Origin of the sequence: Fodinicurvata sediminis DSM 21159 (genome assembly GCF_000420625.1) — a bacterium.
In the GTDB taxonomy this organism is placed as follows: Bacteria; Pseudomonadota; Alphaproteobacteria; order Kiloniellales; family DSM-21159; genus Fodinicurvata; species Fodinicurvata sediminis.
Genome location: NZ_ATVH01000013.1, coordinates 395,581 through 415,733, shown reverse-complemented (window position 1 = coordinate 415,733; position 20,153 = coordinate 395,581). Strand labels below are relative to the sequence as shown.

21 protein-coding genes are annotated in these 20,153 nt (G+C 61.0%); 8 read left to right on the top strand and 13 right to left on the bottom strand.

The window, feature by feature from the left end:
* Nucleotides 1–19 precede the first annotated feature (19 nt).
* From G502_RS0107050 to G502_RS19090, 4 genes are all read right to left on the bottom strand, one after another.
* On the bottom strand, nucleotides 20–1,339 hold the full coding sequence (locus G502_RS0107050) for an AmpG family muropeptide MFS transporter (protein WP_022727960.1): 1,320 nt from the start codon (nucleotides 1,337–1,339) through the stop codon (nucleotides 20–22).
* Entirely contained in the window at nucleotides 1,336–3,156 is a 1,821-nt protein-coding gene (typA, locus tag G502_RS0107045) for a translational GTPase TypA (RefSeq protein WP_040487857.1), read from the bottom strand. Before typA ends, G502_RS0107050 begins: the two co-directional genes overlap by 4 nt.
* Before the next feature lie 40 nt (nucleotides 3,157–3,196).
* Nucleotides 3,197–4,195: an adenosine kinase gene (locus G502_RS0107040; RefSeq protein WP_022727958.1), complete on the bottom strand. Its 999-nt coding sequence runs from the start codon at nucleotides 4,193–4,195 to the stop codon at nucleotides 3,197–3,199.
* A 139-nt stretch (nucleotides 4,196–4,334) separates the two neighbouring features.
* The gene (locus G502_RS19090; RefSeq protein WP_022727957.1) at nucleotides 4,335–5,249 is read right to left on the bottom strand and encodes a 4-helix bundle domain-containing protein; all 915 of its coding nucleotides are present in this window, start codon (nucleotides 5,247–5,249) and stop codon (nucleotides 4,335–4,337) included.
* Between the two features lie 121 nt (nucleotides 5,250–5,370).
* Here G502_RS19090 and G502_RS0107030 point away from each other — a divergent pair, with 121 nt between their 5' ends.
* From G502_RS0107030 to G502_RS19075, 4 genes are all read left to right on the top strand, one after another.
* Nucleotides 5,371–6,033: a Fe2+-dependent dioxygenase gene (locus G502_RS0107030; protein ID WP_022727956.1), complete on the top strand. Its 663-nt coding sequence runs from the start codon at nucleotides 5,371–5,373 to the stop codon at nucleotides 6,031–6,033.
* Nucleotides 6,034–6,120: 87 nt separating this feature from the next.
* Nucleotides 6,121–6,834, top strand: coding sequence for an EI24 domain-containing protein (locus G502_RS19085; RefSeq protein WP_162140954.1), 714 nt, complete (start codon nucleotides 6,121–6,123; stop codon nucleotides 6,832–6,834).
* Nucleotides 6,835–6,890: 56 nt separating this feature from the next.
* Nucleotides 6,891–7,586, top strand: coding sequence for a bactofilin family protein (locus G502_RS19080; RefSeq protein ID WP_022727954.1), 696 nt, complete (start codon nucleotides 6,891–6,893; stop codon nucleotides 7,584–7,586).
* Between the two features lie 57 nt (nucleotides 7,587–7,643).
* A complete protein-coding gene (locus tag G502_RS19075; protein WP_155957808.1) occupies nucleotides 7,644–7,991 on the top strand; it encodes a hypothetical protein in 348 nt (115 codons plus the stop codon).
* A 12-nt stretch (nucleotides 7,992–8,003) separates the two neighbouring features.
* On the opposite strand, the gene nth is transcribed toward G502_RS19075, so the two are convergent.
* A complete protein-coding gene (gene nth / locus G502_RS0107010) occupies nucleotides 8,004–8,642 on the bottom strand; it encodes an endonuclease III (RefSeq protein ID WP_022727952.1) in 639 nt (212 codons plus the stop codon).
* Between the two features lie 194 nt (nucleotides 8,643–8,836).
* Here nth and G502_RS0107005 point away from each other — a divergent pair, with 194 nt between their 5' ends.
* Nucleotides 8,837–9,163: a DUF3253 domain-containing protein gene (locus G502_RS0107005; protein WP_022727951.1), complete on the top strand. Its 327-nt coding sequence runs from the start codon at nucleotides 8,837–8,839 to the stop codon at nucleotides 9,161–9,163.
* 101 nt (nucleotides 9,164–9,264) lie between these two features.
* Here G502_RS0107005 and G502_RS0107000 read toward each other — a convergent pair whose 3' ends face one another.
* The 8 genes from G502_RS0107000 to hslV all read right to left on the bottom strand — a co-directional run bounded on the left by G502_RS0107000 (nucleotide 9,265) and on the right by hslV (nucleotide 18,185).
* Nucleotides 9,265–9,924: a hypothetical protein gene (locus G502_RS0107000; RefSeq protein WP_155957807.1), complete on the bottom strand. Its 660-nt coding sequence runs from the start codon at nucleotides 9,922–9,924 to the stop codon at nucleotides 9,265–9,267.
* Between the two features lie 9 nt (nucleotides 9,925–9,933).
* Entirely contained in the window at nucleotides 9,934–10,596 is a 663-nt protein-coding gene (locus G502_RS0106995; protein ID WP_155957806.1) for a hypothetical protein, read from the bottom strand.
* A gap of 185 nt (nucleotides 10,597–10,781) precedes the next feature.
* Nucleotides 10,782–11,450 carry a hypothetical protein gene (locus tag G502_RS0106990; protein WP_022727948.1) on the bottom strand — a complete coding sequence of 223 codons (669 nt, stop codon included), beginning with the start codon at nucleotides 11,448–11,450 and terminating at the stop codon, nucleotides 10,782–10,784.
* Nucleotides 11,447–12,124 (bottom strand): hypothetical protein, encoded by a 678-nt coding sequence (locus G502_RS0106985; protein ID WP_155957805.1) that lies wholly within the window; start codon nucleotides 12,122–12,124, stop codon nucleotides 11,447–11,449. The genes G502_RS0106990 and G502_RS0106985 overlap by 4 nt, the downstream gene beginning before the upstream one ends.
* Before the next feature lie 20 nt (nucleotides 12,125–12,144).
* The gene (locus G502_RS0106980; protein WP_022727946.1) at nucleotides 12,145–13,131 is read right to left on the bottom strand and encodes a hypothetical protein; all 987 of its coding nucleotides are present in this window, start codon (nucleotides 13,129–13,131) and stop codon (nucleotides 12,145–12,147) included.
* Nucleotides 13,132–13,313: 182 nt separating this feature from the next.
* Nucleotides 13,314–16,001, bottom strand: a complete 2,688-nt coding sequence (acnA, locus tag G502_RS0106975; RefSeq protein WP_022727945.1) for an aconitate hydratase AcnA — start codon at nucleotides 15,999–16,001, stop codon at nucleotides 13,314–13,316.
* A gap of 254 nt (nucleotides 16,002–16,255) precedes the next feature.
* Nucleotides 16,256–17,620, bottom strand: coding sequence for an ATP-dependent protease ATPase subunit HslU (gene hslU / locus G502_RS0106970; protein ID WP_022727944.1), 1,365 nt, complete (start codon nucleotides 17,618–17,620; stop codon nucleotides 16,256–16,258).
* A gap of 1 nt (nucleotide 17,621) precedes the next feature.
* Entirely contained in the window at nucleotides 17,622–18,185 is a 564-nt protein-coding gene (hslV, locus tag G502_RS0106965) for an ATP-dependent protease subunit HslV (protein WP_022727943.1), read from the bottom strand.
* Nucleotides 18,186–18,328: 143 nt separating this feature from the next.
* Between hslV and hisB the strand changes: the two genes are divergently transcribed.
* Genes hisB through G502_RS0106950 form a run of 3 tightly spaced genes read left to right on the top strand, consistent with a single transcriptional unit; the run spans nucleotide 18,329 to nucleotide 20,135 of the window.
* Nucleotides 18,329–18,916, top strand: coding sequence for an imidazoleglycerol-phosphate dehydratase HisB (gene hisB / locus G502_RS0106960; protein WP_026989176.1), 588 nt, complete (start codon nucleotides 18,329–18,331; stop codon nucleotides 18,914–18,916).
* Between the two features lie 17 nt (nucleotides 18,917–18,933).
* Entirely contained in the window at nucleotides 18,934–19,578 is a 645-nt protein-coding gene (gene hisH, locus G502_RS0106955; RefSeq protein ID WP_022727941.1) for an imidazole glycerol phosphate synthase subunit HisH, read from the top strand.
* A complete protein-coding gene (locus G502_RS0106950; RefSeq protein ID WP_081649724.1) occupies nucleotides 19,575–20,135 on the top strand; it encodes a GNAT family N-acetyltransferase in 561 nt (186 codons plus the stop codon). Before hisH ends, G502_RS0106950 begins: the two co-directional genes overlap by 4 nt.
* The last annotated feature ends 18 nt before the right edge of the window (nucleotides 20,136–20,153 follow it).

Genomic DNA, 20,153 nt, shown 5'->3' with positions numbered 1-20,153 from the left:
TCAATATCTCGAGACCGGACTACTCCGCTGCGGCCGGCCGCAACTGTCCCGCAGGATACAGCCGGCTGATCCAGATCAGGAGCAGCAGGCCCGGAATGGCCATCAGCGAAGTGGAGACGAAGAAGAGGACCCAGCCCATCTGGTCCACCAGCCAGCCACTGCCCGTGGACATCAGGGTGCGTCCGAACGCCATCAGCGATGTCAACAGTGCATACTGCGTTCCGGTGAAGGCCACGTTGCACAGGCTGGACAGGTAGGCCACGAAGGCCGCCGAGCCCAGACCGCCGGTGAAGTTGTCGACACCCACCACCACGGCCAGCAGCCAGAGGTCCGGCCCGTGCATCGCCAACCAGGCAAAGAACAGGTTGGTGACGGCCTGCAGGATGCCGCCGATGAACAGGGCCTTCAGCACACCGATCTTCGCCACCAGAACACCGCCGACGAAGATTCCGAACAGCGTGGCAAAGACCCCGAAGAACTTGGTGACGCTGCCGATTTCCACGCCGCTGAACCCGATCTCGTTGAAGAAGGGATTGGTCATGGTTGCGGCAATGGCGTCGCCGTACTTGTAGAGCAGGACGAACAGCAGGATGGCCACCCAGCCGCGCCGGGTCAGGAATTCCGCGAAGGGGTCCACGACCGCGCGCTTCAACCAGGCCAGGATCCGTTCGAAGCGGCTGTCCTGGGCCCGGCCCAAGGGTTCGCTCGCGGCCTGCGGCACCGCTGGTTCCGGCCCGATCAGAACGCCGATCATGCCGATCACCACCAGCGAGCCCATGGCGGCATAGACCCAGAACCAGGACACGAAATCGCTGAGCGCCAGGGCGCCAGCGCCGGCCACGATCATGCCCAGGCGATATCCCGTCTGGGTGACGGCGGCGCCGGCGCCCTGTTCGTTTTCCTCCAGAACTTCGATGCGATAGGCATCGATCACGATATCCTGGCTGGCCGAGAGGAAGGCCACCAGCAAGGCATAGGCGGCCATGACGAAGGGGGCCTTCTCAGGATCACTGGTGCCCAGCAGCAGGATACCGCCTGCCAGCAGCACCTGGACGGACAGGGCCCAGCCACGCCGGCGGCCAAACACCCGGCTCATGACCGGCAGCTTCACGTGATCGATCAGAGGCGCCCAGAGGAATTTCAGCGCAAAAGGTGTGGAAACCGCAGCGAAGAGACCGATGGTCGTCCGGTCCACGCCGGCCGTCGACAGCCAGTAGGACAGAGTGGAAAAGCCGAGCAGAAGGGGCAGCCCGCTGGAAAATCCCATCAACAGGATCGCCAGCATCCGACGGTCGTTATAGACCGCTGCAGCAGCCGCCCATCTGCTCAGAAGGGTCATACGGCCTCGCGTTGACGACTCTGGCGCTTGCGCGCGTGGTGATCCAGAAGTCCCTTTCGCAGGCGGATTGAGGTGGGGGTCACCTCGACCAGTTCATCATCCTCGATATAGGACAGCGCCTGTTCAAGCGACATTTCCCGGGGCGGCGTCAGGCGCACGGCCTCATCCTTGCCGCTGGCCCGGAAGTTCGTCAGCTGCTTGGACTTCATCGGATTGACTTCCAGGTCCACGTCGCGGTTGTGTTCACCGATGAGCATGCCTTCATAGACCGGCGTACCCGGCGTGATGAACATGATCCCGCGTTCCTCCAGGTTCCACAGCGCATAGGACGCCGCCTGCCCAGGTGAGTCCGCGATGATAACGCCGTTACGCCGGCCCTGGATCGGGCCCTTGTAGGGCGCATATCCGTCGAAGACACGGTGCATGATACCGGTGCCGCGCGTATCGGTCAGGAATTCCCCGTGGTAGCCAATCAGCCCGCGGGCCGGTGCCAGGAACCTCAGGCGCACCTTACCGCCGCCGGAGGGCTTCATTTCCTGCAGCTCCGCCTTGCGCTGGCTCATCTTGTCGACCACAGCGCCGCTGTAGTCCTCGTCCACATCAACCTGGACTTCCTCTATGGGCTCCAGGCGCTGTCCGTCATTCTGCTGTATCAGTACGCGCGGACGACTGATGGAGAGTTCGTAGCCTTCGCGGCGCATGGTCTCGATTAGGACGCCCAGCTGCAGTTCGCCGCGGCCGGCCACCTGGAAGGCGTCCTTGTCCTCGGTCTCGGTGATCTGGAGAGCCACGTTCCCCTCGGCCTCGCGCAACAGGCGATCTCGGATCATGCGGCTGGTCACCTTGTCACCCTCGCGGCCTGCCAGCGGCGAGTCATTGACCGAGAAGGTCATGGCCAGCGTCGGCGGATCGATGGGCAAGGAAGGCAGAGGTTCGTCCACCGAGGTCTCACAGATGGTGTCGGCAACGGTGGGCTTTTCGAGCCCGGCCACGGCCACGATATCCCCGGCCTGGGCCTCCTCCACGGGCACACGCTGCAGCCCGCGGAACGCTAGCAGCTTGGTCAGGCGCGCTTCCTGCAGACGCTCGCCGGTACGCGAGAGCGCCTTCACCGTCATGTTCATGCGGGCGCGGCCCGAATAGATGCGTCCGGTCAGCATGCGGCCCAGATAGGGGTCCATTTCCAATGTGGTCGCCAGCATGCGGAAGGGGCCTTCCTGCTGCGCCACCGGCGCCGGAACATGCTCGACAATGGTCTCGAACAGCGGCTGCATGTTCTCTCGCGGAGCGTCCGGGTCGGTTATGGCCCAGCCATTGAGTGCCGAGGCGAAGATCGTGGGGAAGTCCAGCTGTTCCTCGTCGGCCTCAAGTGCGGCGAAGAGATCGAACACCTCGTCCTGGACCTCGTAGAGCCGGGCGTCCGGCTTGTCGGCCTTGTTGATCACCACGATGGGTTTCAGGCCGCGTTTGAGCGCCTTCATCGTGACGAACTTGGTCTGTGGCATGGGACCTTCGGAGGCATCGACCAGCAGAACCACGCCGTCCACCATGGACAGGATGCGCTCGACCTCGCCGCCGAAATCGGCGTGGCCCGGCGTGTCCACGATGTTGAAGCGCTTGTCCTGCCATTCGACCGAGGTGCACTTGGCCAGGATGGTGATGCCGCGCTCGCGCTCCAGATCGCTGGAATCGAGCGCGCGTTCGGCCACCTGCTGGTTGGCGCGCACCGCGCCCGATTGCTTCAGAAGTTCGTCCACCAGGGTGGTCTTGCCATGATCGACGTGTGCGATGATGGCGATATTTCTCAGATGTTCAATTGGGGTCACGATTTATGTCCGTTGTCGGCTGTCCAGGGGTCTAGATATCCAGAGTCCGGGCGGCAAGCAGCGCGCCAAGACTCTGTTGGGGTCTGGGACCGACATGGGAAATCACTTCGCCGGCTGCCAGGGCCCCGATCCGCCCAGAGGTCGATGGAGGGTACCCCCTGGTATAGCCATAGAGAAAACCGGCGGCATAGAGGTCGCCGGCACCGGTGCTGTCCACCACCTCGCCCAGGGCTTCGGCGGGGACCTCAAAGCGGTTGCCATCCTGCAGGATCAAGGAGCCCGCCGCACTGCGCGTGACGACCGCTGTCGCGCAATGGTCTTGAAGCTGGGCGAGCGCCTCCTCGAGCGACACGCAGAGATAAAGGCTCTTGGCCTCCTGCTCGTTGGCGAAAAGCAGGTCCACGTGGTCGGCGATCAGCTCCAGGAAGCTGTCGCGATGCCGCTCCACACAGAAGGGATCTGACAAAGACAGGGCCACCTTGGTGTTGTTCGCCTTCGCCGTCTCCACGGCCTCCAGGAAAGCCTGCTTGGCTGCCTCGGCATCCCAGAGATAGCCCTCGAGGTATAGGACCCGTGCCTCGGCAATCAGCTCATGATTCAGGTCCTCTGGCCCCAGAGTCACCGAAATGCCGAGATGCGTGGCCATGGTACGCTGGGCATCCGGCGTCACGAAAACCAGGCAGCGGCCGGTGGGCGCACCTTCCTCGGCCGGCAAGGTGGTGAAGGCTATGCCTGTGGAACGGATGTCATGTCGGAAGATTTCACCCAACTGATCATCGCGAACCTTGCCGATGAAGCCGCCTTGACCGCCCAGCGAGGCCAGTCCGGCAAGCGTATTGGCCGCCGAACCGCCCGACATTTCTGTGGTCGGGCCTGTTGCGGCATAAAGCCGGCGCGCACGCTCGGCATCCACCAGGGTCATGCCGCCCTTCGGCAGTTCCTGTTCTTCCAGGAAGGTTTCATTGGACGTGGAAATGACGTCGACGATGGCGTTGCCGATGCCCACCACGTCGAAGTTCTTGTCCGTCATGCGAGGGGTCCGTAGCGACTTTGATTGAATTGCGGCGCCAACCTACACCTGTCCCCCGCTAGCGTCCAGCCTGCAACCCCTGTCCGGCCATCCAGGTCAGGCGCCGGGCAGGGTTTGCAGATGGAACGTACCCGTCGATCTACTCCACCGAAAGAGTTGCGATCTCCACCTTTGCCGCCGCACCGTGCAGGATGCTGGGCTGCTGATCCACGCTTTCCGGGGGGACCAGGGACGGCCAGAGCGGCTTCACCGCGGCGATCTGCTCCGCGATCCGTCCGACCGCGTCCTCGGCCTGCGCGCGCTGTTCCTCGGACAGTTGGTTCAGCATGTCCTCGGCCACACGCACGAAGCCAAGAGCATCCTGGTATTCATGGGCGTTGGAGACGCGCCCGTCGTCCTCCACGGCGATATCGTACTCCTTGGCCGCAGTGGCAAACAGACGGTGAATCACGGCCAGACGCGTATCCAGCCCGACCTGACCGGCCACGCCTTCGGCTTCGGATATGGCCGCCAGGAGCGATTTGTAGCGGCTTTCCACCTCATCGACCGGTTTCTCCGCCTCGACCGCCTCGGCAAGTGCCTGCAATTCCTCCGCAAAGCCTTCGGCGTCCCTGGCCTCGAGCGCCGGCACGAAATCGGCGTAGAGTTCGTCCTCGGGATGTTTCATGTGGGTGACGGACGCCTGCTGATGGCCCTGGCGATAGAGATCGACACCGACCTTCAGATGCCCCCGCATCAGGGCAAGCGTGGAAAGATAGGCGGCATCGTCGCTGACGGCCGCGGCGGCTTCGCCACCTTCGCCACCTTCACCGCCTTCACCGCCTTCACCGCCTTCACCGCCTTCACCGCCTTCACCGCCTTCACCGCCTTCACCGCCTTCACCGCCTTCACCGCCTTCGGCAAGCTGGACGGAGGTAAGTGCGGTCCGGACTTTCAAGTCCTCACCTTTCATAGATACCGAGTTGTCGGACGCGGCGGAGGCGGGGGCTGAAAGCCCCGTGCCCATCGCGGCGGCCATGCCCAATGCCGTAAATGCCTTGAGTTGTTCTTTCATGGCAGGAATCCTTTCTCAGTCTTTCGGAATATCGAAGGACATGCTAAAGCAAGACCATAATTGATGATGATAATCAATATCAATACTGACGTCATGTTCCGTGCATCCGGCAGGCCTTCCCATGCTCTACGTCATCGATAACATTCTCTCGACGGCGGAATGCCAGGCCATGCGGGAGGCCATGGACGATCCCGCCCTGTTCGAGGATGGGCGCAACAGCGCCGGCTGGCATGCCCGTCAGGTAAAGAAGAACCGACAGCTGAAGGGCGGTGCGCAGCGCGATGGGGTGGTCCGAAAGGTGGAGCAGGCGCTCTCGCGGCATGTGGTGTTCCGGGCCGCGGCCTGGCCCAAGCGCTTCGTGAAACTGCTTGCAAGCCGCTACGAGCCTGGCATGGAATACGGGCTTCACGTGGACGATGCGCTGATGGGCGGCCAGCGCACGGATCTCTCCTTCACCCTGTTCCTGAGCGATCCCCAGGATTACAGCGGCGGCGAACTGATGATCACGGAGAGCAGCCTGGAACGTGCGGTGAAACTGCCGGTGGGCCAGCTCGTGCTCTATCCCTCCGACAGCCTTCATCGCGTGGCGCCGGTCGAGGAGGGACTGCGCCTGGCCGTGGTAGGTTGGGTGCGCAGTTACATCCGCCGGGATGATCAGCGTGCCATCCTGTTCGACCTGGAAACCTCGCTCAAGGAAGTCTACCAGCGCGAGGGCAAGAGCAGCCTGTTCGATCGTCTGGCCCGCACCCGCAGCAATCTGCTACGTCAATGGTGCGATGATTGAGGCCATTACCGACCTCGACCTGCCCAGATTCCCCCTTGCCTGCGGCGAAAGGGCATTCTAAGCCTTCGGGTCATGATTTCCGATTTCATGAAAGCGCTGGGCATCCTGACCGAACCGGAATCGCGCCGGGTCATGCGCAATTCCTTTGGCCTGACACTGCTGACCTTCATTGTGCTCTGGGTCGCCGCCACCTTCGGGCTGAGCGCCTTCGGCGAGTATGTCTATGACTGGGCCAATGCCCAGGGCTGGGGCGACTTCTGGCTGAGCATTATCCGTTTCCTCTATGCCACGGCCGCGGTTAGCGGTGTCCTGATCGTCAGTTTCCTGCTGTTCCCGGCCGTCATCGGCCTGGTTCTCTCTGTTTATCTGGATCCGATCTGCGATGCCGTGGAAAGGAAGCATTACCCGGAACTGCCGCCGGCCCGGGACCAGCCCGTCATGGAGATGACGGGCGATGCCCTGCGCATGACGCTGGTCATCGTCCTGATCAACCTCGCGGCACTGCCGCTCTACCTGATTCTGCTGTTCTTTCCGCCCTTCAATCTACTGGTCTTCTACAGCGTGAACGGTTATCTTCTGGGACGGGAGTTCTTTGAGATTGCGGCCGTGCGCCGGATGTCCTCTGAGGAGGCCAATCGGCTGCGGCGAAGGCAGCAGGGGCGTATTTTCCTGACGGGGGTTGTCATAGCCATATTATTGACTCTTCCCGTCATCAACATCGTCATGCCAATCGTGGCAATTGCCTTCATGCTGCATGTTGTCGAGAAGATTCGGCGGCGGGAGGGCTATTCCATCCGATAGCCGCGTGAATCCCATGCGGTGATCGGCCTTTCATCCAGAAGGAGACAGGTACAGCGATGTTCGGAAAGCGAAAGAACGAGGCAGAAACCGGCACAAGGCCGGGGCCTGCAGATCCCCGCAACCAGGGGGGCGCAAAGGGACGCACCTCAAGCCGACCGGATGCTTCCGCCGTTCTCGACCGCCAGCCCGTCCCGCCCGTCCGCAGGCCTGCGGAGCAGAGTGGCGGCGCCGAGCGTCGTGGAGCGGAACAGGCAGAAGCCAGGGAAGGGAACGTGACCGAGATGAAAAACGAGGAAGGTGAAGGCAAGAAGCTGATCGTAGGCCGTGGCATAAAGCTCTCTGGCGAGATCAACGCGTGCGAGAAACTGGTGGTCGAAGGCGAAGTCGAAGCGGACCTCAGTGGGGCCCAGGTTCTGGAAATCTCGGAACACGGGCTCTTCCGCGGCCGCGCCATGGTGGACTATGCCGAGATCAGTGGAACCTTCGAAGGTGAACTGACAGTTCGCGACCGCCTGTTGCTGCATTCCAGTGGCCAGATCGATGGCGAGCTTCACTATGCCGAGATCGAGGTCGAACGCGGCGGCCGCATTCGTGGCAAGGTGTCCGAGGGCGAAGACAAGTCCAGCAAGGCCAATGCAACGGCCACGGCCAAGACAAGCGGCAGCGAAGCACCATCCGGCAGCAAACCGGCCGCCGCTGCTGCGGATAGCAGCGATGCCGGCAAGGATGAGAAGGCAACAGCGGCCGGCTGACAACAACCAGAGGCGTGGATCGGGTCTGTAGTGTCGTTCATTGTGAAGTTCCCCGTCTTGTCCCTTGTCCTCCTGTTGTTGGTGGGGGGCTGCGCCGCAACGATACAGGATCCCGGATCAGCGGGAGCCCCGGGGGTTCCCGCCTCCACACTGCACAACCAGCCGGAAAGCCTGATCGGCCTGGACCGGACAAGCTTGAGTTCGACTCTGGGTGAGCCGCGCATGCTGCGCCACGAAGCTCCAGCCGAGATCTGGCAGTACCGCAGCCAGAGCTGTGTCCTGGATGTCTTCCTTTATGAAGCGCCCGGCGGGGCAGAAAAGGTCAAGCACCTGGAAAGCCGCAACAACCTGGCAGAGGCGGTGGCAATGGACCGCTGCATGAAGTCGGTCCTGCGGAAAACCTGACGTGATCGGCTGTCAGTTGGCCGTGGTCTTTGCCTTGTAGCTGCAATAGGGCTCAACCACACAGACCGCACAATCCGGCCGACGCGCCTTGCAGACATAGCGTCCATGCAAGATCAGCCAGTGGTGAGCGTGCTGCTTGCGGTCTTCGGGAACAATCTTTTCCAGTTTCTTCTCGACCTCGAGCGGTGTCTTGCCTGGCGCCAGGCCCGTGCGATTGCTGACGCGGAAGATATGAGTGTCCACGGCAATGGTCGGTTCGCCGTAGGCGATGTTCAGGACGACATTCGCGGTCTTGCGGCCCACGCCGGGCAGCTTTTCCAGTGCCGCACGGTCCCGCGGGACCTCTCCGCCATGCTCTTCAACCAGCTGATGGGAGAGCGCGATCACGTTCTTGGCCTTGGTGTTGAACAGGCCAATGGTCTTGATGTAGTCGCGCAGCCGTTCCTCACCCAGGTCGAGCATCTTCTCGGGCGTATCGGCCACGGCAAAGAGCGGTTTCGTGGCCTTGTTGACTCCGACGTCGGTGGCCTGGGCCGACAGCACCACGGCCACCAGCAGGGTATAGGGATTGACGAACTCCAGTTCGCCCTTGGGCGCGGGATTGGTTTCTGCCAACCGGTCGAAAAAGGCAGCGATATCAGCCTTGCGCATGGGTCATTCGTCCTGAGTTACAACAGCCTTGGTCCAAGACCTTTAGAGCAGGAAATGACGGCTTGTTCAAACCCCTGGCGGCTGGCCGCCAGGGGCGGTCGCCGGCCTGGCCGGCTTGTCGGCATGATTGTCGGCCTTGCAGCCTGCCCGCCTTTCCTTTACCTCCGGACTTCTCAGCAGGAAACGGGATCCACATGAACGACAAGACAGCTCGGCACGAAGACGCTTCCTCCGAGGACGGCCTCGACCCGCTGGCCGAGACCATTCTGGCACTATTGGCGGAAAAGGGCCCTGACGGCCGGATCACGCCGACGGATGCCGCGCGCGCCTATGCCGCCACCCGTCCCGAAGCGAAGAAGAGCCGCGAACTCTGGCGCCGATACCTGCCGGCCGCACGGCAGCAGGCGCTGTTCCTGGCACGGCGTGGCGACATCGTCATCTATCGCCGCGGCGCCCCCCAGGACCCGCATGCACCGATCAAGGGCCTGATCCGCCTGGGGCTGGCCACCCCGGAGCAGTGATCCGGATTCGAGCAGCTAACCCCGGTTCCTGGAGATCCCAGATACAGTTTGTCAGGCTTGGTCTGATTGAAGATTTTGAAGGATTCCCTGGAAACGGAACGCTACCTGGCGCGTAAGAGCTCCACTATTTCCGAGAACTGCTCCGCAGGATACTCCGCATTGGTGCGTATCATGAGAAGATGATCATGGAGGGCAGTAAGCAGGACATCGCCACCTTGCGTCATTTCACCCTCGTACACTGCCGCCTTATCCATGCCTATCTCGAAGTTGGCCTCTTCATTGTCGAGCGAAACCAAGGCAATAATAGAGCCGATGGACGGATTCTCGCCAAGGCTCACCTGTAACGGGCGTTCTGTATCGACAAGCCGCATAAGCGCTTGGGAAAGATAGGCATCCTCGGGCAACCGTTTGAAGACAGCCTGAAAGTCCTCCCCTTCATTGCGATAAACCACCCTATTCTCGTCCAGGAATTCGTAGGTTAATGTAAATTCACCTTCATCTTCGGGATAGGTGATTATTATGCGATCCCCGGATACCTCATAATGCCCGCCAGAAAATCCGTTCGCCCGATCAACATTGACATCAAGGCCACGTAGGCTGCCATCAGCGCCAAGTGATTCAATCAAATAGATTTCGCTCAGATCGAATTCTTCTGAGCCTGTCGAATCGTACCAATAGCCTTGAAAACGCTCATCGGCCAGAACGGGCATGGCCGCAAACGCGAGGCATGTCGTAAGTGCGAATTTGACAAAGTTTTTCATGTCCATTCCTCAATCTGCAGCTTTCTGCGCCGATGCAATGCTCTCTTGCATGATCGTGATCATCTCGTCGAAGGCTTCGTCTGGATAGGCCGTGCCCAATCTGAAGGCGGCAAGATGCCTAGAGACAGTGGAAACCACAGGCACGCCATTCCGGTTGATTTGCCCGCGGAAGGCCTGACGTCTGTCGCTGAACAGGATGAATTGCGCGAATGGATCTTCGGTGGTCACCAGCACGGATCGCTCACCAAAGTCGCTGTCGACCTCGAGCTCCGCTTCCTCGAGCTGGCCGTTTTCGGCCAGTCCCAGAAGAGCCAGGGTTAGATGTGCATTATCGGGAAGCCGCCTGTAATACGTCTTGGCATCTTCAGGGTTTTCATAATCCCCGGCTTCATCCGTATAGAGCAGGGTATCACTATCGATGAGTTCGTATCTGTAAGGATGGCGTTCAGGCTCCTCATCCGATCCACGCGGATAGATGAATGTGATTTCATCACCTTCAACACTGTACTCTGCAGAGGTGTAGCTGCTCACTTCTTTGCCGTTGGAGCTCAGGTTTAGGATCGTACCATCAGCATAGAGGGCCCCGATATGGACGTCGTCTATTGTGAAACCAGGCGCCCCCTCTTCGAGATACCAATACCCCAGAAGCTGTTCATCGGCCTGTGCCGTCAATACTGGCAATGCCAGCCAGACAAGAAGACTCCCCAACAAACCCCTCATTAAGCCCTACCCCTTTTTTGTTCGATTTCAACGGACAAGCTACAGCTCCCCGGAGAAAAGTCCAGTCTTCAGGGCAAATGGATATGGCACATCTTTGCCCTCTGGCACTGAAGCCTGTCATGAAGACAAGGCATGCCCTAGCGGGTCGATAACCCTCTGACCAGCCGCTCGAAACGTGGCAGAAAGCTTTCCGGTCCAAGGGCCAGCGCGACGACATCATGTGAGACCGGAACCACCCAATCGTGCCCTTGACGTGTGACAGCGCCATCACTCCGCGCCCCCTCGAAGCCCAGCAGGAGAATCGACCCCCTCGCTGCATCAAGGTAGACCCGCGCTGCCTTTGGTGCCCCCAGAATATGCCGGCCATCGCCGTTCAGGAGCTGGATCGATCGTACTTCACCGCTTTCGGCAAGCTTCACTGCGGCAGCCCACAAACCGCTTTTCCCGGAGAGCGCATGGAATTCCATCGAACGATCACTACCCGATGAAAGAATAAGGGTATCCTCCCCCTCGAACCCGATCTGATGGTGGCTTTGGTCCCTGTCCGGAAAGGCAAAAGTCAAATCCTTCCCGGTAACCTCGAAGCGGCTCTCGGTGAAGATCTCCATGCGTTTGCTTGGGTCAATGAAGATCTCGACCAGGTTTCCACCTGGTCTCATCACCATGATGTATTCGGCATTCTCTACAATGGGCCCCGCCCCATCAGGAACGCGAAACCACGCACCCTGGATGCCCTCGTTGGCACTGACCCCCATTGCGAAGAGACAGAGTGCAATCGCCAGTGCACAGCGTTTCACCTTGATCATTCATCTTCCGGGAGAAGAGGACGCGAGGCTTCGGAAAGCAGGCGCGTCACCTTCGCCGGTGCTGAACCGGGAGTGAGCCAGAAGGCCATGACGTTCGGACCGAGGGGCCTCCCCCAAGGCGCCTCATCAATCTTGATGGCCCCTTCCAGTCGAGCATTTGGCATATGCACCAGCAGAAGCCGCCCATTATCGTCTTTCAGATCGACAACAACCCTCTCCGCGTCTCCGAAAAAGTCATCCGTGACAGCGGGTTGGTATCGCGCCACCTCGCCGGTCAAGGCCAGACGCAGAAGAGCAGCATGCAGGTGTGCATCCTCTGGCATTCGCCGGAGGAAGAACTCACCTTTCATGTTCACGAAGTGGATCAGATCTGCATTGAGCGGCTCATAGTAGTATTCGCTGTCATACAGAACCTCGGATGAGGTGAAGACAGCTATGTTACCCTGGATCTCGACATCCATGAATGCGATCGACTCCGCATCAGCAGACAGGGCCCTTGGAAGTATGGCTAGGCGTCCATCAGGATGAAGGGCATGGAGGGTATCTGTCCGGGCAAAGTCGGGGAAACCGTCGCGACCAGAGAGAAACCAGTAGCCATGAATCCGATCATCGGCGAGCGGGAAACTCGGCGTAAAGACCGCCAGCGAAAGAAGCACCAGCAGGGTGCGGACCATCATTACTCCTTGAGATAGGCTTAATTTCTTGCCGCGAGGAGTGCGTCCATGAGGCCGTCAACCCGATACCAGAGCGTATATTTTTCACCGTTGTCCTTGCGGAATATCAGGGAAATGCGCGGGTCCTGCATCCGGGAAAGATTAAAGGCAAACTTGCTATAGGAAACCGTGACATCCAGGGCGATGATCTGATCATCGCGATCACATGGCATGGCACGGCCCGACTTGCCGCCGGCAATCTGCGAGAAGGACTTGTGGCAGCTCGCGCAAACGGCAAAACCATCTGTCTTGGTACAGGCCTGTTCTGGCGACAGGGTCGCAAGTTCGGTTGTATCCTCACTTGCCTGATCTTCGAGTCTGAGTCCTTCAAAGCGGGCAAGATAGAACTCACGCCTCTCAAGTACCGTTTTGTGCACTAAGGAACTGAATTGCAGGCGGGCCTTCCCGACGGACTGCCCGTACAAGCACAAGGCGCGCTGTTTTCTGCCATCCTCCGATCGCTTGACGTATCCCAGTTCAGCACATTTCTCCATGGCATCCGCCAGTGCCGGCGGAAAGGGCGGTAAGAACGGACCGTCCGGATCGGTCTCGTATTCTCCAGCAACCGCATCACCCCAGTCCGCAATCCGCTTCAGGATCCTGTCGCCACCATCCCTAATATCCAGCCATTTGGACGGCAGACTGTAACTGACCATGGATCTGAGGTTGACCGTCATCATATCGAAGCGCGAATGGTTGGGCGTAATGTACATGGCCGATCCCCGATCACGTCCGCTTGCCCTTGCCTCAAGCGCGCGCCATCGCCGCTCCTTGATTCGGGGATCATCAACCTCCTCGTGGGCCAAGAGGTCGGCCATGCCATCGACCGCATCCTTGTAATCTTCCGCCCGGACATCAGCAGTCTGCCCGAGAAGGAAAATCGCGATCAAAAGCGTAACAATATGTGGATGCCAACGCGACGCTGCTTTCACATGTCGGATGATGACATGCGCCGAACTCTGTCTCATGTGGCTAATGCCCCCTGATTATGTGCCCCTGACACTAATGCCTTTTTATCCTTATCCCACAGAGTGATGGCAATCGCGACAGATAAACTTAACGGGAAGCACCGGCAGGAGCAGATCCATGAAAAAGGGGCGGATGCCTTCACCGCATCCGCCCCTGTTCTCAGGCTTATTTCACGGCCGTATCAGGCCGCCTTGTCGGACTTCATCAGGTTGCGCAGCACGTAGTGCAGGATGCCGCCGTGGCGGAAGTATTCCACCTCGTCCTCCGTGTCGATGCGACAGAGCAGCGAGACCTCCTTGGTCTGGCCGTCGGCGTAGTGAATCTGCGCCGGCATCTTCTTGCGCGGCTGGATGCCCTCTTCCAGACCCTGGATGTCGAAGGTCTCAGTGCCCTTCAGGCCCAGGGTCTCGCGGGTGGTGCCTTCCTCGAACTGCAGGGGCAGGACGCCCATGCCGACCAGGTTCGAGCGGTGGATGCGCTCGTAGGACTCGGCGATCACCGCCTTCACGCCCAGCAGGCGCGTGCCCTTGGCCGCCCAGTCGCGGGACGAGCCGGTGCCGTACTCCTTGCCTGCGACCACGACCAGGGGCGTGCCCTCGGCCTGATACTTCATGGCAGCGTCATAAATGAACATCTGTTCGCCGTCGGGCTGATGGACAGTCACGCCGCCCTCTACACCCTGTACCATCTCGTTGCGGATGCGGATGTTGGCGAAGGTACCGCGCATCATGACCTCGTGGTTGCCGCGGCGCGAGCCGTAGGAATTGAAGTCCTGCGGGCGCACCTGGTGCTCCATCAGGTACTGGCCGGCGGGGCTGTCCTTCTTGATGGCACCGGCCGGCGAGATATGGTCGGTGGTGACCGAGTCCCCCAGAATGGCCAGCGGGCGGGCACCCTTGATATCCGAGAAACTGCCCGGCTCCGGCGAGATGTCCTGGAAGAACGGCGGGAAGCGCACATAGGTGCTTCCGTCATCCCAGTCATAGGTCATGCCGGTTGCCGTCTTGATGCCCTTCCACTGCTCGGGGCCTTCGAAGACATTGCTGTAACGGCTACGGAACATCTCCGGAGTCAGGTTCTTGCGCAGGACCTCCTCGATCTCGTGATTGCTGGGCCAGATATCCTTCAGATAGACGTCCTGGCCATCCTTGCCCTTGCCCAGCGGCGCCTTGAAGACGTCGATCAGGGTATTGCCGGCCAGCGCATAGGCCACCACCAGCGGCGGCGAGGCCAAGTAGTTCAGACGTGTCTGCGGATGGATGCGGCCCTCGAAATTGCGGTTGCCGGACAGCACCGCCGCCACGTGCAGGTCGCCGTCATCGATGGCCTTGGCGATGTGGTCGGGCAGCGGGCCGGAGTTGCCGATGCAGGTCGTGCAGCCATAGCCCACCAGCTCGAAGCCCAGGGCATCCAGATCGTCCTGCAGGCCGGCCGCCTCCAGATAGTCGGTCACCACTTGGCTGCCGGGTGCCAGCGAGGTCTTCACCCAGGGCTTGGTCTCAAGACCCAGTTCCAGCGCCTTGCGGGCCAGCAGGCCGGCGGCAATCAGTACGGAAGGATTCGAGGTATTGGTGCACGACGTGATGGCGGCGATCACCGCCGCACCGTTGTCCAGGCTGTAGTCCGCGCCTTCCACCGGTACGCTCTTGGCGGGATCGGCCTTGGCGTCCGTGATGGTCGTCCGCGCATTGTTGGACAGCTCGGACAGCGCGACGCGATCCTGTGGGCGCTTCGGCCCGGCCAGGGAGGGTTCAACCGTGGAGAGGTCCAGTTCGACCACGTCGCTGAAGACCGGCTCGGGCTCGCTTGGGTCGTACCAGAGGCCCTGTTCCTTGGCGTAGGCTTCGACCAGCGCCACGATCTCGTCGCTGCGGCCGGTAAAGGCCAGATAGCGCAGGGTTTCGTCATCGATGGGGAAGAAACCGCAGGTGGCGCCATATTCGGGGGCCATGTTGCCGATGGTGGCACGATCGGCCAGCGTCAGCTTGGGCAGGCCAGGGCCGAAGAATTCCACGAACTTTCCGACCACACCCTTTTTGCGCAGGATTTCCGTTACCGTCAGCACCAGGTCGGTGGCCGTGGCCCCTTCCTTCAATGCACCGGTCAGGCGCATACCGACAACTTCTGGGATGACCATGGTGACCGGCTGTCCCAGCATCGCGGCTTCCGCCTCGATGCCGCCAACGCCCCAGCCCAAGACAGAGAGGCCATTGATCATGGTGGTGTGGCTGTCGGTGCCAACCAGGGTATCCGGGTAGGCGACACGCTTGCCGTCGATTTCCTGGTTCCAAACCACCTCGGCCAGGTACTCCAGGTTCACCTGGTGGCAAATGCCGGTGCCCGGGGGCACGACACGGAAGTTGCCGAAGGCGTTCTGGCCCCAGCGCAGGAAGGCGTAACGCTCGCCGTTGCGCTCGAACTCGTGATCGACGTTTTCCTTGAAGGCCGCGTCACTGCCGAAGGCATCGACCATGACCGAGTGGTCGATCACCAGATCGACCTGGGACAGCGGATTGATCTTGCGTGGATCCCCGCCTAAGTCATTCATGGCTTCGCGCATGGCGGCCAGGTCGACCACACCCGGCACACCGGTGAAGTCCTGCATCAGCACGCGGGCCGGACGATAGGCGATCTCCTGGTCCGAGCGCTTGTCCTTCAGCCACTGCGCCACGGCCTTGATGTCCTCGACGGTGACGCTCTTGCCGTCCTCGTGGCGCAGCAGGTTTTCCAGCAGCACCTTGAGCGAGGATGGCAGGCGCGAGACATCGCCCAGCGTCTCTTCAGCAGCCTTCAGGCTGAAATAGTCATAGTCCGTTCCCTTTACGGAAAGCGTACGGCGGGTCTTTAGGGTGTCCTGTCCGAGGCTCACGAAATCTCTCCTTCGTTCTTGACGCCGGATCGGGAGCTGCAGGAGGGGCCCGTCGCCTCGATCCGGTGTCAGTGGGTCGCTCGCGCCGGCTCTCCAGGGCAGATCCGAACGAACCTGCCTAGAGCCGCGCAGCGCTCCGCAACCGGTAGCGACCATGTCTGCGGGTAGACGCTCTGTGTGATTTATGCGCCTTATATACGCATCACGACCTGTTCAGCCAAGCCCCATGCGAACCGAATTATCGCAAGGAAGCGTTACAGGATGAACTTGGTCAGGTCGGAATTGCGCGCCAGCTCGGCCACATGGTTGTGAACCATCTCGGCGGTGATCTCGATGTGCTCGCCGCTGCGGTCGCTGGCCGTGAAGGAGATTTCCTCCAGCAGCTTCTCCATCACGGTGTGCAGACGCCGTGCGCCGATGTTCTCCACCGAGGAATTGATTTCGGCGGCCAGGTCGGCCAGCGCGTCGATGGCCTCGTCCGAGAAAACCAGATCCACGCCCTCGGTATCCATCAAGGCCTTGTACTGACGGATCAGGCTGTTTTCCGGTTCCGTCAGGATACGCTTGAAGTCGTCGCGGGTCAGCGCCTCCAGCTCCACGCGGATCGGCAGGCGGCCCTGGAGTTCGGGCAGCATATCCGAGGGTTTCGCCACATGGAAGGCACCCGAGGCCACGAAAAGGATGAAGTCGGTGTTGACCTGCCCGTGCTTCGTGGTGACCGTCGTGCCCTCGATCAACGGCAGCAGGTCGCGCTGCACGCCCTCGCGGCTGACGTCGCCACCGCCCTGCTGGCTGGACCGCGCCGTGATTTTGTCGATCTCGTCCAGGAAGACGATGCCGTTCTGTTCCACATTGCGGATTGCTTCGGCAGTCACCTTTTCCTCGTCCAGCAGCTTGTCGCTTTCCTCTGCGATCAGGACGTCATAGGAATCGGCCACTGTCATGCGGCGCGACTTGGTGCGCCCGCCAAAGGCCTTCCCGAACATGTCGTTCAGGTTGATCATGCCCATCTGGCCGCCCGGCATGCCGGGAATGTCCATTGTCGGCATCTGCATGCCGCCGCTGTCCTGGACCTCCAGATCGACTTCCTTCTCGTCCAGCTGGCCATTGCGCAGCATACGGCGGAACTTGTCCTTGGTTTCTTCGCCGGCCTTTTCGCCAACAAGGGCCTCGACCAGGCGGCTCTCGGCATTCAGTTCGGCCCGGGCATGGACCTCGCGGCGCATGCGCTCACGTGTGATGTTCAGCGAGGCCTCGAGCAGATCGCGGATAATGGATTCCACGTCACGGCCCACATAGCCGACCTCGGTGAATTTGGTGGCCTCGACCTTCAGGAAGGGCGCCTGGGCCAGCTTGGCCAACCGGCGTGCGATCTCGGTCTTGCCGACGCCGGTCGGACCGATCATCAGGATGTTCTTGGGCAGCACCTCGTCGCGCAGGTCCTCGGGCAGCTGCTGCCGACGCCAGCGATTGCGCAGGGCCACGGCCACGGCCCGCTTGGCCTCGCGCTGGCCGACGATGTAGCGGTCCAGCTCCGAGACGATCTCGCGCGGGCTGAATGCATTGGCGCTGGTCTCGGGCGCCTGTGCTTCGGGATGGTAGGCGGTTTCTTCCTGCACGTCAGATACTTTCGACAATGATGTTGTCATTGGTGTAGATGCAAATCCCAGCAGCTATGGACATGGATTTTCGGGCGATCTCCTCGGCCTCCAGGCCGTCGATGTCCACCAGGGCACGGGCGGCGGACAGCGCATAGGCCCCACCCGATCCGATGCCGATCAGGCCGTCTTCCGGCTCGAGAACATCTCCGTTGCCGGTCAGCACCAGCGAAGTCGAGGTGTCGGCCACGGCCATCATGGCCTCCAGGCGGCGCAGGTAGCGGTCGGTGCGCCAGTCCTTGGCCAGTTCCACCGACGCCCGCATCAACTGTCCCGGATGGTTTTCCAGCTTGGCCTCCAGGCGCTCGAACAGCGTGAAGGCATCGGCCGTGGCGCCGGCGAAGCCGACGATGACATCGCCGTCGCGTCCCAGGCGTCGAACCTTGCGTGCGTTGGACTTCATGACCGTGTTGCCGAAGCTGACCTGGCCATCACCAGCGATGACAGCCTTGTCGCCCTTGCGTACGGAAAGGATGGTGGTGCCCCGCCAGGATGCGGGACCGTTCTGTTCTGCTTCACTCGACATGGCCCCTCAAATGGCAGCAGAGGGCCGACGGATCAAGATATCAAGTCACGCTTTTTCGCGGAGGTGGCTTTTCCGGCCACGGCTTGGTAAAACCGCGCCGGTTCATCATCGAACCGCTCATACTGGAAAGCGGGAAGCAGGCCATGCGCACGGGCCAAATCGAGAGAAACACCAAGGAGACCCGAATCTCCGCCAGCGTCAACCTGGACGGCAACGGAAGTTATGACATCGCCACGGGTGTCGGTTTCCTGGATCACATGCTGGAACAGCTGTCACGCCACAGCCTGATCGATATCACGCTGCGCGCCGAAGGCGACCTGCACATCGATTTCCACCACACCACCGAGGACAGTGGCCTGGCCCTGGGTGAAGCCGTTGCCCAGGCTCTGGGCGAGCGCCGGGGCATTCGCCGCTATGGCTCGGCCCTGATTCCCATGGATGAGACGCTCAGCCGCGCGGCTCTGGACATTTCCAATAGGCCCTACCTGATCTGGAAGGTGGATTTCACCCGCGACAAGCTTGGCGAGATGGACACGGAACTCTTCAAGGAATGGTTCCAGGCCTTTGCCCAAAAAGCCGGATTGACGCTGCACGTGGAAACGCTGTATGGCACCAACAATCATCACATGATCGAGTCCTGCTTCAAGGCACTCGCACGCGCCTTGCGTGAGGCCATCGAGATCGACCCGCGCAAGGCCGAGGACATTCCCTCGACGAAGGGCAGTCTCTAGTTTCGGATAACCGCCGAATGACCTGTGTAATCATTGACTACGGTTCGGGCAATCTGCGCTCGGCCGCCAAGGCGCTGGAACGTGCAGCCGCACAGGGCGGCCTTGATACCGCCATCAAGGTCAGCGACCGTGCCGAAGACTTGGCCAATGCCGAGCGTATCGTCCTGCCCGGCGTCGGGGCCTTTGGCGACTGCCGGCAGGGCCTGGCCACGGTGCCCGACATGATGGACGCACTCGACATGGAAGTCCGTCAGAAGGGCAAGCCTTTCCTGGGTATCTGTGTCGGCATGCAACTGATGGCCGACCGTGGAGTCGAACATGGCACCTATTCGGGTCTGGGCTGGATCGGTGGCGAAGTGAAGCGGATCGAAGCGCCCGCCGGCTACAAGATTCCCCATATGGGCTGGAACGACCTGAACTTCAGGCCGGGCGCGCGCCACCCGGTCCTGGAAGGCCTGGACCAGGGGGTTCACGCCTATTTCGTGCACAGCTACAGCCTGCGCGCCGAGGATCCGGGTCAGGTCCTGGCCTGGACCGATTATGGCGCACCCGTCACATCCGTGGTGGGGCGAGACAACCTGATTGGAACCCAGTTTCACCCCGAGAAGAGCCAGGCCGCCGGCCTGCGCCTGCTAGCTAATTTCCTGAGGTGGACACCGTGAACAACAACTCCTCCATCAATCCGGGCAAGACTCCAGAAACCCGCGTGGAAGGTCTGACCGAGTTTGCCGGATCCGACCTGCACGATCTCTGTGACGCGGCGGAGGCCGCGATTGTCGATGGGGGCGGCTTCGGCTGGCTGACACCACCACCGCGCGAGGTGATGGAAGCCTACTGGAAAGGGGTGCTACTGATTCCCGAACGTGAGGTCTTCGTGGCCCGCCTGGACGGCGTGATCGCCGGTTCGGCGCAATTGCTTCGGCCGCCCAAGAACAATGAAGCCGGCGCCGCCTGTGGCAGCCTGACCACCTTCTTCATAGCCCCCTGGGCGCGCGGTCACAGCCTTGCACCGAAATTGGTAGGCCGGGCCGAATCTGCCGCACGCAAGGCAGGCTTCGAGGTGCTGAACCTGGATGTCCGCGCAACCCAGACCCGTGCAATCCAGGTCTATGAACAGCTGGGCTTCGTACGCTGGGGCACACACCCCTATTACGCCTATGCCGACAGCCGCTGGCTTGAGGGGCATTATTACTACAAGGACCTGACCCTACAGGACTGAGAATGAGATCGGACTCAG